We start from the raw sequence: 17,104 nt of genomic DNA, 5'->3' as shown, positions 1-17,104 counted from the left end.
ACCCCCGCTAGAATTAATCGAGCAACGTCAACAGTTTTTTTGCGAAACCCTCGTCCAACAGGGCTACTACAACACGTGCTTCCTTGCCGATCGCCTGGCCAAGCTGGTGCCGGTCCGGTACCACTTTATAAGGTACATTATAGGATTTGCACTTGTCGGTAATCTTCTTTGTAGTATTTGCGGATGCATCCGCAGAAAGCAAAATGAGTTTCGCCTTCCCGCTTCTGATTTCTTTGACGGAAAGCTCTTCCCCTGAGATGATTTTCCGTGCTCGATTGGCTAAGCCAAGCAATGACATCCATTGATTTGAGTTCATCAGGATAGTCTGCTCTCCTTTTCGATGAGATCATTCAGCTCATCGTATAGTGCATCGTCCACTTGTGTTTCAAGCTGTTTGGACAATATATTGCGTTTCTTTGCTAATTGCACTGCTTCTTTATCTTTAGAAAGATAAGCGCCTCTCCCTGATTTCTTGCCTGTCAGGTCGATGGAGACTTCCCCTTCCTTTGAGCGAACGATGCGAACTAGTTCTTTTTTCGGTCTCATTTCACCGGTTGCGACACATTTTCGCATAGGAACCTTTTTACGGCTGTTCACGATCATTCACCTCACATTAATCGATGTCTTCATCTTCAAATTCGTCATCTGCAGTCAACAGCGGCTCATTGTCACGAGGATAAATCCCGGACTCCCTAGCCTCAGTCTCTGCTTTGATGTCAATCTTCCAGCCAGTCAGCTTTGCAGCAAGACGAGCATTTTGTCCGCGCTTACCGATTGCAAGCGACAGCTGATAATCGGGAACAACAACGGTAGTCGCCTTTTCTTCTTCGTTGACAATGACATCCAATACCTTTGATGGGCTTAATGCATTGGCAACAAATACGACTGGGTCTTCAGACCATTTCACGATATCGATTTTTTCACCCTTGAGCTCATTGACGACAGCCTGGACACGAGTTCCACGTGGGCCGACACATGAACCAACCGGATCTACTTCCGGATTGTCTGAGTGAACAGAAATCTTCGAACGGTCTCCTGCTTCACGCGCAACTGATTTAATTTCAACAGTTCCATCATAGATTTCAGGAACTTCAATCTCAAATAGTCTCTTTAACAGTCCCGGATGGGTTCTGGAAACGAAGATTTGTGGACCTTTAGTGGTTTTTTCAACCTTGGTGATGAATACTTTGATGCGGTCGTGAGGCTTGTAGTGCTCGTTCGGCATCTGTTCATTTGCTGGCAGGATCGCCTCAATTTTACCCAGGCTTACATAAATGAACTTAGGATCCTGGCGCTGAACGATACCTGTCATGATATCTTCTTCACGATCGATGAACTCAGAATAGATGATTCCTCTTTCTGCTTCGCGGACACGCTGAGTCACTACCTGCTTGGCAGTCTGGGCGGCAATCCTTCCGAAATCTTTAGGAGTTACTTCAAGTTCAACGACATCTTCAACCACGTAGTTCGGATTGATCTTTTGTGCATCTTCTAATGAGATTTCCAGACGCGGATCGAATACTTCGTCAACAACTTCCTTCCTTGCAAAAACACGCATTGAACCATTTCCTAAATTCAAATCGATTCGTACGTTTTGTGCCTGGTTAAAGTTACGGCGATAGGCAGAAATTAACGCTGCTTCGATAGCATCAATCAAGATGTCCCTGGAAATTCCTTTTTCTTTTTCAAGAATCGTAAGAGCATCCAACAATTCGCTGCTCATGAGATTTAAATCCCCCTTTTTTACTACCCTACTTTGTAAGGCTCTTTTCGAAACTCTGCCCTTTGCCCGCCAGTTCACACCTGAAACGTTTTCGTCTTCCTGTGAGGGATGCATACGTTTTAGCCTATAGAACTTTTGCTTGAAAACGAAAGGTTCGAATTGATCCTTAAATTATTTAACTGCAGATATTTTCTGGACAGATTATGAAAAAGTAACTGCAAGCCTCGCGCTGGCAACCTTATCAAATGGGATGACAACTGTCTTCTTGCGAGTTTTGATTTTCATTTCAACAGTGACGGTTTCGCCGTTGAATTCGGTCAAGGTTCCTTCGAAAGCCTTTTCCCCATCAATTGGTTCATAGGTTTTGATGAAGACATTCTTGCCGATTGCTTTCTGATAATCCTTCTCCTTTTTCAGCGGGCGTTCTGCACCTGGTGAGGAGACTTCCAAAAAGTAGTTATGCGGGATTGGGTCAATGGCATCGAGCTTTTCGCTAAGGCGCTCACTGACGATGCCGCATTCTTCGATATCAATTCCGCTGTCCTTATCAATGTATACGCGCAGGAACCAGTTCTTTCCTTCTTTGACATATTCGATGTCTACCAATTCTAGTTCGTTTTCATTTAAGATGGGAGTTACTAGCTCTTCCACAACTTCGGTAATCTTGCTCATAAAATCCCTCCTTTGACACAACCTCATTACTTAATCACTATTTGGTTTTTATCCCCGTAAAAGTGCCTAACAAACAAGAAAGAGCGGGTTGCCCCACTCTCATCTGCCAGAGATATCCTTAGTATTTCCAATAAAAATATAACATAACCAGATATTTATTGCAAACAAACGGCAGTTATGGCGTGCCTAACCAGTAGTTTATTCACAAACCCCATTAGAATAATGACAACTGGTTCTGATCCGGCATGCCCTCCAGGCAGCCATGATTGTCAAGGTATTCCAGAATCGTCTTGGAAATTTTGCCTCGCTGCTGAAGATCTTCTTTGGAAAGGAATTCTCCTTCTTCCCGTGCTTTGACGATATTAATCGCCGCGTTCGTCCCGAGTCCAGGGATCGCATTGAATGGCGGGATCAGATTATCGCCTTCGATAATGAACTCTGACGCACTCGATTTGTACAAATCTACTTTAGCGAACCCGAATCCTCGCTCACACATTTCAAGCGCAAGTTCCATAACGGTCATCAAGTTTTTCTCTTTTGTCGACGCCTCAAGACCCTTAGCATTGATTTCTTCAATCACTGCCCGGATGCTCTCGGAACCACGAACCATTGCATCGACATCGAAGTCATCTGCCCTGACCGTGAAGTATGCTGCATAATACATAAGCGGATGGTGCACTTTGAAATACGCGATTCTCACGGCCATCAACACATAAGCAGCCGCGTGGGCTTTAGGGAACATGTACTTGATTTTTTTGCAAGAATCGATATACCATTCTGGCACTTTATTCTTGCGCATTTCCTCTTCCATTTCATCTGACAGCCCTTTACCCTTACGTACGGATTCCATGATCTTAAACGCGAATGCCGGCTCTAATCCCTGATAAATCAGGTAGACCATGATATCATCACGACAGCCAATTACTTCGCTGAGGTTACAGATATTATTATGGATCAATTCCTGGGCATTGCCGAGCCAAACGTCCGTACCGTGGGACAGACCTGAGATCTGTACGAGCTCAGAGAAGGTCGTCGGCTTTGTGTCCTCAAGCATCTGACGAACAAAGCGCGTACCGAACTCGGGGATTCCCAACGATCCCGTCTTCGACATGATTTGTTGTTCAGTCACTCCGAGCGATTCTGTTCCGCTGAAAATCTTCATCACTTCAGGGTCATCAGTCGGGATGGTCTTAGGGTCAATCCCGCTTAAGTCCTGAAGCATCCTTATAACAGTCGGGTCATCGTGCCCGAGAATATCCAGCTTCAACAAGTTATCGTGAATCGAATGGAAATCAAAGTGAGTTGTTTTCCATTCGGACGTACTGCTGTCTGCCGGGAACTGAATTGGAGAAAAATCAAAAATGTCCATGTAATCCGGAACAACGATGATTCCGCCTGGGTGCTGGCCAGTCGTCCGTTTTACGCCGGTACAGCCGGAAGCCAGACGGTCGATTTCGGCACCGCGAAGCTGCAAGTTATTGTCACCTTGATAGCCTTTTACATAACCATAGGCTGTCTTATCCGCAACCGTACCGATTGTTCCCGCGCGGTAAACATATTCCTCTCCAAACAATACTTTCGTATAGTTATGGGCACGAGGCTGATATTCACCCGAGAAGTTCAAGTCGATATCGGGTACCTTGTCCCCTTTGAAACCAAGGAAGGTTTCAAACGGTATGTCGTGGCCGTCTTTTTTATATTTAATTCCGCAATCCGGACAATCCTTGTCGGGAAGGTCAAAACCTGAACCGACTGACCCATCATTGAAAAACTCTGATTTTTTACACTTAGGGCATACATAATGCGGCGGCAGCGGATTAACCTCGGTGATCTCCGTCATCGTCGCTACGAAAGAGGATCCTACCGAACCACGTGAACCTACCAAATAGCCATCATCCAGTGACTTTTTAACAAGTTTATGAGAAATCAAATAGATAACGGCAAATCCGTTGTCAATGATACTCTTCAATTCTTTTTCTAGACGGGCCTCAACGATTTCAGGAAGTTCGTCCCCGTAAATACTGCGGGCCATTCCATAGCTCATGCTGCGCATTTCTTCATCTGCGCCCTCGATTTTCGGCGTGTAAAGATCGTCTTTGATCGGCTTGATGACATCGATCATGTCAGCGATCTTGTTTGTATTTTCAACAACAATCTCTTTCGCCTTTGCCTCTCCTAAAAACTTAAAGGCATCCAGCATTTCATTCGTTGTCCTGAAGTGCACATCAGGAAGCTGATGGCGATTTAGCGGGTTAGCTCCACCCTGGGAATTGATCAGGATTTTTCGATAGATTTTATCATTTTCATTCAAGTAATGAACATTCCCGGTCGCCACAACTGGCAAGTCCAACTTCTCCCCAAGCTTGACGATATTGTTAATGATATCTTCAAGTGCCTTCTGGTCGCGCACTAATTCAAGCTCGAGCAGATGGGCATAAACAGCTTTCGGATGGACTTCCAGATAGTCATAAAACTGTGCTGCTTCTTCGACCTCTTCAGGCCCTTTTTGCATCATGCCTTCAAAAACTTCACCCTTGTCGCATGCAGAACCAATAAGGATCCCTTCACGATGCTTGTTCAGAAGGGATCGTGGAATTCTCGGGACTCTGTAAAAGTAATCAATATGGGAAGTCGAAACAAGCTTGAAGATGTTTTTCATTCCGGCTTCATTTTTAGCCAGCAAAGTAGCATGATATGGGCGCGCTCTCTGGAATGCTTTTCCCTGACCCATATTGTCATTAAGCTGATCGTGATATTCCAGTCCTTTTTCGGCAGCATCCTTGAGCATTTTCAGTAATAAATAGCCGGTAGCTTCAGCATCATAGATTGCGCGGTGATGCTGAGTCAACTCAATATCGAATTTCTTCGCCAAGGTATTCAACCTATGGTTTTTCATGTCAGGATACAGAAAGCGGCCAAGCTCCAAGGTATCGATTACCGGATTTGGCGATTTACCTATTCCGATCTTTTTATAGCCGACGTTCAGGAAGCCCATATCGAATGAAGCGTTATGGGCAACCAGGACACTGTCACCTGTCCATTCATGGAACTTTTGCAGTACTTCACTTACTTCCGGTGCATTTCGGACCATATCATCGGTAATACCGGTAAGGTTGATGGTCGTTGCCGACAAGCGGTGATGCGGATTAGCGAATGACTCGAACCGGTCGATGATTTCACCGTCGCGGATTTTGACAGCCGCCAATTCAATGATTGTATCGTATACTGCAGACAATCCTGTTGTTTCGACGTCGAATACGACATATGTGTCGTCTGCAAGAACTCGGTGCGCGTCATTGTAAGCAATCGGTACCCCGTCATCAACAAGGTTAATTTCCACACCGTAAAGGATCTTGATATCATTTTTCTTTCCTGCCCCAAATGCTTCAGGATAGGATTGCACAACTGCATGGTCTGTAATTGCCACAGCTTTGTGGCCCCACTTTGCAGCCTGGCCAACGAGTGCGCTGACAGATGATACCGCGTCCATCTGGCTCATTGGTGTATGAAGGTGAAGCTCGACTCTTTTTTCGCCTTCTGGCGCAGAATCAATTCTTCCTTTAGGTTTGATTTCATTCACGTCATTACCGATCATGACAAGGTCGCGGACAAAGGTGTCATTCTGAATACTTCCTCTTACCTTTAGCCACATCCCTTTTGTAATACGCTGGTAAATAGCCGCGTCTTCTTTATCACGAGAGAACATTTTTACCATGATGGAGCTTGTATAGTCCGTAATCTTGAAGGTCAAAAGCGTCCTGCCGCTGCGAAGCTCTTTCGTTTCGGCAAAGAATACAAAGCCCTCGACTGCTACACGGCGCTCTTCATCAACGATGTCTTCAAGCTTGCGGAAGTCAGCATCATCCTTAATTGTTAGCCCGATATTAACAGGGCCATCCTGCGGCACTCCATCTCCCTTGGCTTGTTCTGCTTCCTTCTTCTGCATCTCAATCATCGCCATCAGACCGCGCTCCTGGTCTTCCTTCTCTTTCGCCTTCATGAATTTCTCATATTCGTCAGAAGAACTTTCTTCACTTACGACCGCATCAATCGTCAGTAAAGGAAAACCGAAACTCTGATAAATCTCAGCAATAATGCTGCCGTACTTACGCTTAAGAGCAAGTACTTCAGTTTCATTTCTAGCTGTTAAAATGAGTTTTGTTCCCTGGACTTGGGGAACTTGTTCATTCAGGAGTTTTAACAACGGAGGGGCAATGCCGTCTATTTCTTTAATGCACGACTTCCAGTAATCAAGGATTTCCTTGTCACTGATTGCCTGTTCAAGCACTCTTACCGAGTATGATATTTTCGCAATATGCGAGAAAGTCTGTTCCAGCTTGCCAATGAATGTGTTATACAGCTGACAAGGAATGATTTTTTCAAACTGGAAAAAGAAATGCCATTTCCTTGCTTGTTTCTCAATCACTACCCTATCAATTTCAGCGTTTTGAAAATGAGTGACAATTGCATCTTCTGTTAGCTGCAGCTGCTGCAGCAGGAGCTGAAACCTTTCTTTTTTCCCTGAAGAAAGATCACCCATGGTTATTTCTCTCCCATCTGAAAAGCTTAAATTCTATCTATCAGGCGAATATGCCCGTTTAAAAAACAACACTAGTTGGATGTAATCATGTTTAATAGCAAAGGTTATTATAACATAAATTGCTTGTATCGTTACCTGTGTTTGATATTACCATTTCGATTAATCAATACATTCCAGCCTATTAATCTTGAATGGTAAGAATGAAGACAAATTATTTTTTCACTTTGTTGAGGTGGAATGGGGCTGTTGATTTCCGCTCCAGGCGCTTCGCTTTCCGCGGGGCTGGCGGTGAGCCTCCTCGCCGCCGTTGGCGTCTGCGGGGTCTCACCTGTCCAGCTGATCCCGCAGGAGTCTACGCGCCTTCCACTCCAATCAACAGGGCTTCTAAACTTAGTATGCTTGACCTTCTATCGAAACCAGGTTCAGTAGGATAATACCTACACCACTTGATAAAGGGCAAATACACAAACCGGAAAAATTATTCTCTTAAACATGGTTGACAATTTCTCAAACAATCTCTGATTTTCTTAAATATCTGCATTATTCTCTTAAAGTACAGCTGAATATTAAAACACATATCCGCGGGCAAAAAATAAAAAAAGCGGACCCTACAAAAGGGATCCGCCATCTGATTATAGTTGCAATATATTTTTCAAGACTCCTGCCAGGTCTTCTTTTTGCACTTCCTGCATTTCGCCATTTTTACGGATTTTCACTTCGACGATTCCTTCGCCAGCTTTCTTACCGACTGTAACCCTTACAGGTAATCCAATCAAGTCTGAATCAGCGAATTTCACTCCAGGTCTTTCCTGGCGATCATCAAGCAGCACTTCCATTCCTGCGGCCTGCAGACTTGAATATAGCTCTTGTGCTAATTCTGCCTGGGCGCTGTCCTTCATGTTCACTGCAATAAGATGAACATGAAACGGTGAGATATTGGTTGGCCATACGAGGCCGTTTTCATCATTGAATTGTTCTGCGACTGCAGCCATTGTACGGGAAACACCAATTCCGTAGCAACCCATGATCATTGGCTTTGTTCTTCCATTCTCGTCAAGGATTTCAGCATTCATAGCTTCACTGTATCTTGTGCCAAGCTTAAATACATGCCCGACTTCAATCCCTTTCGCGAAAACAATTGTTCCCTGTCCATCTGGTGAAGGGTCTCCCTCTTTGATGAAGCGCAGGTCGGTAAAGGCTGCAACCTTGAAATCACGTTCAGGATTAACATTTTTATAATGATAATCTTCTTCATTTGCTCCGCAGACACCATTTACAACCGCCTGTACGGCATTGTCAGCGATTACCTCGACACCGTCGACTCCGACCGGTCCCAAGGAGCCCACTGAGCAGCCAAGAACCTCTTTTGTTGTCGCAGTATCAGCAAGCTCTACTACAGAAGCCTCATAATAATTTTTTAATTTGATGTCATTCACATCATGGTCACCACGGACTAAAACAAGAACATAGCGATCATCTACTTTGAAAAGAAGAGATTTGATGCAATCTTTTGCTTCAACATTTAGGAAGGAAGATACTTCATCGATTGTTTTTTTGTTTTCTGTCTGTACTTTTTCAAGTTCCTTTGCAGGTTCACTGCTTTTCTCATAAATAGCCGTTACTGGTGCCATTTCGATATTCGCTGCATATTCAGATGTATCAGAATAGGCGATTGTATCTTCTCCGATATCAGAAAGGACCATGAATTCATGAGTATCCTTTCCTCCCATTGCTCCTGAATCAGCAATAACTGCACGGAAGTTCAAGCCACAACGCTTAAAGACATTGGAATATGCCTGGAAAATACGCTCGTAAACCTCATCAAGGCTCTCTTGAGTTGCGTGGAAGGAATAGGCATCCTTCATGATGAATTCACGGCCGCGAAGAAGACCGAATCTTGGACGTTTTTCGTCACGGAATTTAGTCTGGATTTGATAAAGAGTCAGCGGAAGACGCTTATAAGATTTTACTTCGTCTCGCACGAGGCTTGTGATCACCTCTTCATGAGTCGCACCAAGCGCAAAATCACGATCATGTCTGTCTTTAAGCCTCATAAGTTCCGGTCCATAGGAATACCAGCGGCCAGATTCCTGCCATAGTTCCGCTTGCTGCAACGCCGGCATGAATAGCTCAGCTGCACCTGCGTTATTCATTTCTTCTCTGATGATGGCTTCTACTTTTTGCAGGACCTTGCGCCCTAAAGGCATGTATGTATAAACACCGCTCGCGTTTTGGCGGATGAATCCAGCCCTGAGCAAAAGCTGATGGCTTTTGACTTCTGCATCTGATGGTACTTCTCTTAAAGTAGGAATAAGCGACATACTTTGCTTCATTGATTAACACCTCATTAGGATAAGTTCATGTTTTTAAAAATTTTCCTGCCCGGTCATGCCCGGGCAGGAAGCTATATGTTACAGGAAGAATCTTTGAATATCATTCCACGTAACCACCAGCATCAGCAGCATTAACAGTGCAAAGCCGATGAAGTGGACCATGCCTTCTTTTTGCTTATCGATTGGCTTGCCTCTCAGCGCTTCCACTGCAAAGAAGGTCAGCCTGCCGCCATCCAGTGCCGGGAATGGCAGCAGGTTCATGATTCCAAGGTTGATACTCAGGATGGCCGCCCATTTCATTAGATAGAAAATGCCGGATTTAGCGACCGTATCAGTTGAGACATAAATTCCCACAGGTCCCGACAAAGCATCGATCGAGAATTGGCCGGTCAGTAATTTTCCTAGCATGCTGAAAATTTCTTTTGTCCAGAAGTACGTTTCCTTCACACCATAGGATATTGATTTCAACGGCGACTTTTCTACCGGACTGTAGACGCCGATCAATCCAATTTTTTCGCCTTCAACATCCTGTACTGCAGGTGTAACAGGCAACTCGATATTCTGCCCTTCACGGACGATCGAGAAATCAAGTTCATTCCCAGGATTCTTGCGGATAATTTCAACCACATCCTGCCAGCTTGAAACCTCTGATCCTTCAATACTGTTAATGACGTCACCCTCTTGCAGACCCGCCTTGAGAGCACTTCCATCCGGAGTCAGCTTTCCTAGGATTGGTTCGTTAGACGGGATTCCCTGAAAAATGGCTAGGATGATGAAAATAACCATTGCAAGGATAAAGTTCATCATCGGACCGGCAAAGATAGCCATCGTTCTCTGTCCAAGTGATTTTGAACCGAACTGCCTGTCAAATGGAGCAATTTGTGTTTCCACTCCATTCTCCACAAGAACCGCTGTTTTACTGATTGGAAAAGATGTCAACTGGCTATCATCTTCCCCTTCTTCATATCCTTTAAGATAGAGCTCGCGTTCGATATCGGCTTTTTCCACTTCGATAACTCTCGCGTCTGGATACTTTTCCTTATTATTCAGAATGATTTTTTCAACTTCTTCACTGTTATTAAAAAGCATCCCTACTCTATGCCCTGGCTTGATCTCAATCATTTCCGGATCTTCGCCAGCCATTCTGACAAACCCTCCGATAGGCAGGAGGCGGATGGTATAAGTCGTTTCATTTTTCTTAAATGAAAAGACCTTTGGACCAAACCCAATTGCAAATTCACGGCAGAGGATTCCTGCACGTTTGGCGAAAATCAAGTGCCCAAGTTCATGGAAAAACACAAGGGCGCCAAAAATGACGATAAAGGCAATAACTGTATTCAAATTTTCTAACCACCTTTTAATAGGATAAGAATCCACTATCGAGACTTAAATTATAGTAGTGACTTTACATACCTTCTTGTCTCTTTGTCAACCTCTTGAATCGTTTCAAGGTCGGGTCCTTCTATGATGTTATGGTTTTCCATCGCTTTCTCGATCAAGTCTTCAATTTGGAGGAAAGTGATTCTGTCGTCCAAAAAGGCAGCGACTGCTGCTTCATTAGCGGCATTCATGACCGCAGGCATTGTGCCGCCCGCCCGGCCAGCATCATATGCAAATTTCAGGCAACGGAAACGGTCAAAGTTCATTTCCGAAAAGTGGAGCTGGCCTATTTCTGCCAGGTTCAATCTTTTCCCTGACACTAACGGAAGCCTGTCTGGATATGTAAGGGCATATTGAATGGGCACCTTCATATCTGGAGTTCCTAGCTGAGCCATAATACTTGTGTCATGGAATTCGACCATCGAATGAATGATGCTTTCTCGATGGAGGAGGACTGATATATCATCATATGGAAGTGAGAATAGCCAATGAGCTTCAATGACTTCCAGACCTTTATTCATCATCGTAGCGGAATCAATCGTGATTTTTGCTCCCATCGACCAGTTTGGATGGTTCAATGCATCTGCTTTCGTCACGCCTTGCAACTCTTCTCTCTTCCGATCTCTGAAGCTTCCGCCTGATGCCGTAAGAATCAATCTTTCAATATTTTTTTCCTTCTCCCCTTGCAAAGCCTGAAAAATCGCGGAATGCTCGCTGTCAACTGGGAGGATGGACACATTATGGCGTTTTGCCTCTGCCATAACGATATGACCAGCGGTTACAAGCGTTTCTTTATTTGCAATCGCAATCGTTTTGCCTGATTTGATCGCCTCCAGTGTTGGCCGTAAACCAACACTTCCTAATACTGCATTAACAAGAATATCCGCCTTATGAAAAACGGCTGTTTCTTCAAGGCCTTCATGTCCATATACAATCTTCATCTGTGGAAATTCTGACTTTAACCGATCAGCATCTTCTTTCTCTTGAACTGAAACAAGTTCTGGCAAGAATTCGGATATGATTTTCCTGGTAAGTTCCATGTTCCTGCCAGAAGACATCGATACAAGCATGAACTCTTCAGGATGCTCCCTTATTACATCGAGCGTTTGGATCCCAATCGACCCTGTTGCTCCCAACAAGCTGATTCTTTTCACAAATTTCACTCCTAATATCTCCAACGGGAAACGGTGCACCCGGTATGATCGAAATTCAATGGTTATTGTCTTTGTTCACAGTGAAAACAAGACATTATAACAAATGGAACAGGTGGATTAACGGCCAGACAAACAGCAAGCTGTCAAAGCGATCAAGCATGCCTCCGTGGCCTGGCAGAATATTGCCTGAGTCCTTCACATTGTAATGTCGCTTCAATGCAGACTCAACAAGATCACCAATTTGGCCGAACACGGATAAAAATGCTGTCGCTACCAGCAGGATGACTGTCGGTGTCTTCATTTCTCCAAACACGCTGAACAGGGCAGCAACGACGAGTGCAGAGACTACACCGCCAAAGAAACCTTCAGTTGTCTTATTAGGGCTGATTTCAGGCCAAAGCTTATGTTTGCCAATTGCCCGCCCGATAAAATAGGCTCCCGAATCGGTTGCCCATATAATGAATAGTGAGTAAAACACATAGATCAGACTTTCTTCTCTTGTTTCAATGAAGAAATAAAAACCGAGTCCAACATACAGTGTTGACAGAATTGAAAAGCCAACATCTTCAAAAGTGAAGCGATTTTTTGTTATGACAGTATACGTCAAAAATAAAAGCACTCCAAGGAAGAAAAGCTCTAGTTTTGTATAATTTATCCCATTTAGAAGATTGCTGTATTGTTCAGGAATAAGGAAAATCCATAATAGCAACAATGAAAGAATTCCCGGAACGGAAAAAAGCTTTATATGCTTCATTTTCAATGCTTCATATAATGCTACGGAAGCGATCAGATACACCATTGCAATAAATGGGAAACCTCCGAAAATAACGATTGGAAGAAAAACAGCTGCTGCTATGACTGCTGTAATGATTCTTTGCTTCATCTAATTATTCACACCTTTTTTATACTCCTCCAAAACGCCGCTGCCGGCCCTGGAATGCTTCAATTGCTTCGACAAAATGTTCTTCATTAAAGTCTGGCCATAATACGTCAGTAAACCAGAACTCCGTGTATGCAAGCTGCCAAAGCATAAAATTGCTTAAGCGGATTTCTCCACTAGTCCGGATCAACAAGTCGGGGTCATTCAAATCTTTTGTCATCAAGTAGGATGAAAAGACTTCTTCCGTTAACTCGCTTTCAGACATCTTACCATTTTTCACATCATCCATGACCCTTTTGACACCATCAATGATTTCTGCGCGGCTTCCATAGTTAAGGGCAAAGTTCAATACAAGACCCGTATTTTCCTTCGTGTCTTCCATTGCTTTCCCGACAGCCCTTTTGGTATGCTCCGGAAGCATATCCATATATCCTATCATTTCGACACGGACATTTTCTTCAATTAATTCAGGAAGGAAGGTGCCAAGGAATTCTTCAGGCAGCTTCATTAAGAAATCGACTTCCATTTTTGGCCTTTTCCAGTTTTCGGTAGAAAAAGCATAAACAGTTAGCGTTTCGACACCAAGCTCATTAGCTAGCTTGGTTATCTTTCGGACAACCTTCATGCCTTCATGATGGCCAGCAACCCGGGGCAAAGCACGCTTTTTAGCCCAGCGTCCGTTACCATCCATAATAATGGCAACATGAGAAGGAACTTCGTGATCTTTAATTTGAAGTACGCGATCTCGGAAACTGGCAGGATTTTGATCCTTCTTCCACGGATTCATTTTATTTAACATTGTGACAGCTCCCCCAAAAGATTATCTTTAGCTCCAATGAGTCATTCACCCCGACTGGCTGTAACCAGGGATTGGTTTGGCGCTGAAGCTGGACTGCTCATTAAAAGCGATAGAGTAATCCTTTTCTTCTCTCTTTCAATTCCATATGCCACTATCATACCAAAAAAGAAAAAAGATATCTCTATAAACGGATGGTCTCACATGAATATTCTATAATTCCAGCTTGCCCCTGAACGAAAAGAGCCTTATATACAGAATATGTGGTTGTGATGAAAAACAGAATAATCCAGCCAATATTATTATATTCTATCATTCATGGTGTTTTCGTAAACTTATTGTTTTAATTCTTTTACTTCACCAGTATATGTATAGAGAAAAAACCCCCTGGAAAACAGAGGGTTTTCGATGTTGCGGCAAAAGCAGTGATTAGACTTCCATAATTTCTTTTTCTTTGTCTTTTGTAATTTGATCGATTTTAGCGATATGATCATCGGTTAGCTTTTGAATATCATCTGAATATCCACGTAGGTCATCTTCTGTGATTTCCCCGTTCTTTTCAAGCTTCTTCAGATCTTCGTTTCCATCGCGGCGGATATTGCGGATAGCGATTTTTGCTTCTTCCGCTTCCTTCTTAACCTGCTTTGCAAGTTCCTTGCGTCGCTCCTCAGTCAGCTGTGGAATAGCGATTCTGATGATTGATCCATCATTTGCAGGATTCAGTCCAAGATCCGACTTCAGGATTGCTTTTTCGATTTCACCGAGGATTGATTTATCGTACGGCTGGATGACCAAAAGACGAGCTTCAGGAACTGAGATACCAGCAAGTTGATTGACAGGAGTTGGCGCTCCATAATAGTCGACCTGGATTCTGTCTAATAGAGATGCGCTAGCCCTCCCTGCACGGATGCTCGCAAGTTCACGAGTGTAAGCTTGAATCGCTTTTGACATTCTTTCTTTAGCGTTAGCAATGGCTTGTTTTGGCATTAGTTTTTCCCCCTCACTGTTGTTCCGATTGTTTCGCCCATAACGGCTCTTTTAATATTACCTTTTTCCATGATTGAGAATACAATCAACGGGATATCATTGTCCATACACAAGGATGAAGCTGTTGAATCCATGACAGCGAGACCTTCCTTGAGCACGTCCAGGTATGAAAGTTCTTCATATTTAGTTGCGTTCTTGTCAACTCGCGGATCGGCTGAGTACACGCCATCAACGTTATTCTTGGCCATAAGGATCACATCTGCTTCGATCTCAGCAGCGCGCAAGGCAGCAGTAGTGTCCGTTGAGAAGTACGGATTTCCTGTTCCAGCTGCAAAAATGACTACGCGCTTTTTCTCCAGGTGCCTGATTGCCCTTCTTCTTATGTATGGCTCTGCTACCTGACGCATTTCGATGGAAGTTTGAACCCTTGTCTCGATTCCCGCCTGCTCAAGGCTATCCTGCAGTGACAGTGAATTCATGACGGTAGCGAGCATGCCCATATAGTCTGCCGTCGCTCTGTCCATTCCCATTTCCTCACCGATTTTGCCTCTCCAGATGTTTCCTCCGCCTACTACAACAGCAACTTCAACATCCAGTTCAGCAATCTCCTTCACCTGGTCTGCAACATTTTTGATTACCGACGGATTGATGCCAAATCCTTGTTCTCCGGCTAATGCTTCTCCACTTAACTTTAAAACAACTCTTTTGTATTTAGGGCTCGTCATAGGGTACCTCCATATGTAATTTCAGGCTTACTCCAGCTTCAAATGCTGACAGTATAGCCTACTTAAAGCTATGTCCAAAAACAGGGAACACTGGAGTGTTCCCTGCAATTACATAGGCTAGTAAAAATTATTTCTTGTTTACTTGGTTCATTACTTCTTCAGCAAAGTTATCTTCACGCTTTTCGATGCCTTCGCCTACTTCGTAACGAGTGAACTCGCGAAGTGTTCCGCCTTTTGATTCCACAAACTGGCGTACCTTCTGGTCAGGATTCTTAACGAATGCCTGGTCAAGTACACAAACATCTTCGAAATACTTGCTTAGGCGGCCTTCAACCATTTTCGCAACGATATTTTCAGGCTTTCCTTCGTTAAGGGCTTGCTGTGTAAGGATTTCACGCTCATGCTCAACTTCTTCTTGAGATACTTCGTCACGAGAAACATATTTAGGGTTCAACGCAGCGATGTGCATGGAAACGTCTTTAGCAGCTGCTTCGTCTGTAGTTCCTTCAAGAACAGTAAGAACGCCAATGCGGCCGCCCATGTGAAGGTAAGCACCGAATGCATCGCTGTCAGTTTTAGTTTTAACTTCAAAGCGGCGAAGGGAAAGCTTCTCACCGATTTTTGCGATTGCATTGTTGATGCGAGTTTCAACAGTTTCGCCATTTTCCATTGTTTGAGCGTTAGCTTCTTCAACAGATGCTGGCTTGTTCTTAAGAAGGTGCTCAGCGATTTCCTTAACAAGAACCTGGAAACCTTCGTTCTTTGCTACGAAGTCCGTTTCAGAGTTCACTTCAAGGATTACAGCTTCATTTCCTTCTGTAAGGATGTAAGTTGTACCTTCTGCAGCAATACGGTCAGCTTTTTTCGCTGCTTTAGCGATTCCTTTTTCACGAAGGAAATCGATTGCTTGCTCCATGTCACCATTTGTTTCCTGAAGTGCCTTTTTGCAATCCATCATACCTGCGCCAGTTTTTTCGCGCAATTCTTTAACCATTTGTGCAGTAATTGCCATAATGAAATTCCTCCTAAAATCTCGGTTATATGTAACTATACTTTATTTTAACTTGATTTCGCCAATATAAACCCAACCTGAGGCTTTATATGGAATATTAGTCTTAAAAAAAGGTGATAAAGGGTGCTTCCCTATATCACCTTATTTTAAATTAAGCTTCTACAGCTTCTGTAGTTTCTTCGCCTTGCTTAGCTTCGATAATAGCATCAGCCATTTTAGAAGTCAGCAACTTAACAGCGCGGATAGCGTCATCGTTCGCAGGGATTACTACGTCGATTTCGTCTGGATCACAGTTCGTATCAACAATTCCTACGATAGGAATGTTCAATTTGCGTGCTTCAGCAACAGCGATGCGCTCTTTGCGTGGGTCAATGATGAATAGAGCATCTGGAAGGCCCTTCATGTCCTTGATTCCGCCTAAGAACTTTTCTAAACGCTCTTGCTCTTTCTTCAATTGAACTACTTCTTTCTTAGGAAGCACTTCAAAAGTTCCATCTTCAGACATTCTTTCGATGTTCTTAAGACGTGAGATACGTTTTTGGATTGTTTCGAAGTTTGTTAAAGTACCACCCAACCAGCGTTGGTTCACATAGTACATACCAGAACGAGCTGCTTCTTCTTTAACAGAATCTTGAGCTTGTTTCTTAGTACCTACGAAAAGAACAGTACCGCCGTTACCAGCTAGTTCCTTCACATAGTTGTACGCTTCTTCAACCTTCTTAACAGTCTTTTGAAGGTCGATGATGTAGATGCCGTTACGCTCAGTGAAGATGTACTTCTTCATCTTAGGGTTCCAACGGCGAGTCTGGTGACCGAAGTGTACACCAGCTTCAAGCAGTTGCTTCATAGAAATTACTGACATTGTGTTTCCTCCTAATGGTTTTGATTTCCTCCGTCCATCT

The 17,104-nt window shown here is 43.7% G+C and carries 14 protein-coding genes; all 14 read right to left on the bottom strand.

Going from position 1 to position 17,104, the window contains the following annotated elements; all coding sequences use genetic code 11:
* Window positions 1–13: 13 nt before the first annotated feature.
* Window positions 14–316 (bottom strand): YlxQ family RNA-binding protein, encoded by a 303-nt coding sequence (locus AB5I83_RS16220; protein WP_226643846.1) that lies wholly within the window; start codon window positions 314–316, stop codon window positions 14–16.
* Window positions 316–597 carry an RNase P modulator RnpM gene (gene rnpM / locus AB5I83_RS16215; RefSeq protein ID WP_167831712.1) on the bottom strand — a complete coding sequence of 94 codons (282 nt, stop codon included), beginning with the start codon at window positions 595–597 and terminating at the stop codon, window positions 316–318. Before rnpM ends, AB5I83_RS16220 begins: the two co-directional genes overlap by 1 nt.
* 16 nt (window positions 598–613) lie before the next feature.
* Window positions 614–1,723, bottom strand: coding sequence for a transcription termination factor NusA (nusA, locus tag AB5I83_RS16210; RefSeq protein WP_167831713.1), 1,110 nt, complete (start codon window positions 1,721–1,723; stop codon window positions 614–616).
* Between the two features lie 201 nt (window positions 1,724–1,924).
* Window positions 1,925–2,395, bottom strand: a complete 471-nt coding sequence (gene rimP / locus AB5I83_RS16205) for a ribosome maturation factor RimP (RefSeq protein ID WP_226643849.1) — start codon at window positions 2,393–2,395, stop codon at window positions 1,925–1,927.
* Window positions 2,396–2,609: 214 nt separating this feature from the next.
* The gene (locus tag AB5I83_RS16200) at window positions 2,610–6,935 is read right to left on the bottom strand and encodes a PolC-type DNA polymerase III (RefSeq protein ID WP_448976677.1); all 4,326 of its coding nucleotides are present in this window, start codon (window positions 6,933–6,935) and stop codon (window positions 2,610–2,612) included.
* Window positions 6,936–7,567: 632 nt separating this feature from the next.
* Window positions 7,568–9,268 (bottom strand): proline--tRNA ligase, encoded by a 1,701-nt coding sequence (locus AB5I83_RS16195; RefSeq protein WP_448976675.1) that lies wholly within the window; start codon window positions 9,266–9,268, stop codon window positions 7,568–7,570.
* 78 nt (window positions 9,269–9,346) lie between these two features.
* Window positions 9,347–10,609, bottom strand: a complete 1,263-nt coding sequence (rseP, locus tag AB5I83_RS16190; RefSeq protein ID WP_448976673.1) for an RIP metalloprotease RseP — start codon at window positions 10,607–10,609, stop codon at window positions 9,347–9,349.
* Between the two features lie 50 nt (window positions 10,610–10,659).
* The gene (dxr, locus tag AB5I83_RS16185) at window positions 10,660–11,802 is read right to left on the bottom strand and encodes a 1-deoxy-D-xylulose-5-phosphate reductoisomerase (protein ID WP_448976671.1); all 1,143 of its coding nucleotides are present in this window, start codon (window positions 11,800–11,802) and stop codon (window positions 10,660–10,662) included.
* Between the two features lie 94 nt (window positions 11,803–11,896).
* A complete protein-coding gene (locus tag AB5I83_RS16180) occupies window positions 11,897–12,685 on the bottom strand; it encodes a phosphatidate cytidylyltransferase (protein WP_167831719.1) in 789 nt (262 codons plus the stop codon).
* 19 nt (window positions 12,686–12,704) lie between these two features.
* Entirely contained in the window at window positions 12,705–13,481 is a 777-nt protein-coding gene (locus tag AB5I83_RS16175; protein WP_448976669.1) for an isoprenyl transferase, read from the bottom strand.
* A 426-nt stretch (window positions 13,482–13,907) separates the two neighbouring features.
* Window positions 13,908–14,465, bottom strand: a complete 558-nt coding sequence (frr, locus tag AB5I83_RS16170; RefSeq protein WP_167831721.1) for a ribosome recycling factor — start codon at window positions 14,463–14,465, stop codon at window positions 13,908–13,910.
* Window positions 14,465–15,190, bottom strand: coding sequence for a UMP kinase (pyrH, locus tag AB5I83_RS16165; protein WP_167831722.1), 726 nt, complete (start codon window positions 15,188–15,190; stop codon window positions 14,465–14,467). The genes frr and pyrH overlap by 1 nt, the downstream gene beginning before the upstream one ends.
* Before the next feature lie 127 nt (window positions 15,191–15,317).
* Window positions 15,318–16,202 carry a translation elongation factor Ts gene (gene tsf, locus AB5I83_RS16160; protein WP_167831723.1) on the bottom strand — a complete coding sequence of 295 codons (885 nt, stop codon included), beginning with the start codon at window positions 16,200–16,202 and terminating at the stop codon, window positions 15,318–15,320.
* A gap of 151 nt (window positions 16,203–16,353) precedes the next feature.
* Window positions 16,354–17,064 (bottom strand): 30S ribosomal protein S2, encoded by a 711-nt coding sequence (gene rpsB, locus AB5I83_RS16155; protein ID WP_041967225.1) that lies wholly within the window; start codon window positions 17,062–17,064, stop codon window positions 16,354–16,356.
* Window positions 17,065–17,104 lie beyond the last annotated feature (40 nt).

The sequence above is a fragment of the Mesobacillus sp. LC4 genome (genome assembly GCF_053543455.1).
Note: the sequence above shows the minus strand (reverse complement) of the source record. Positions and strands in the feature narration are given on the sequence as shown.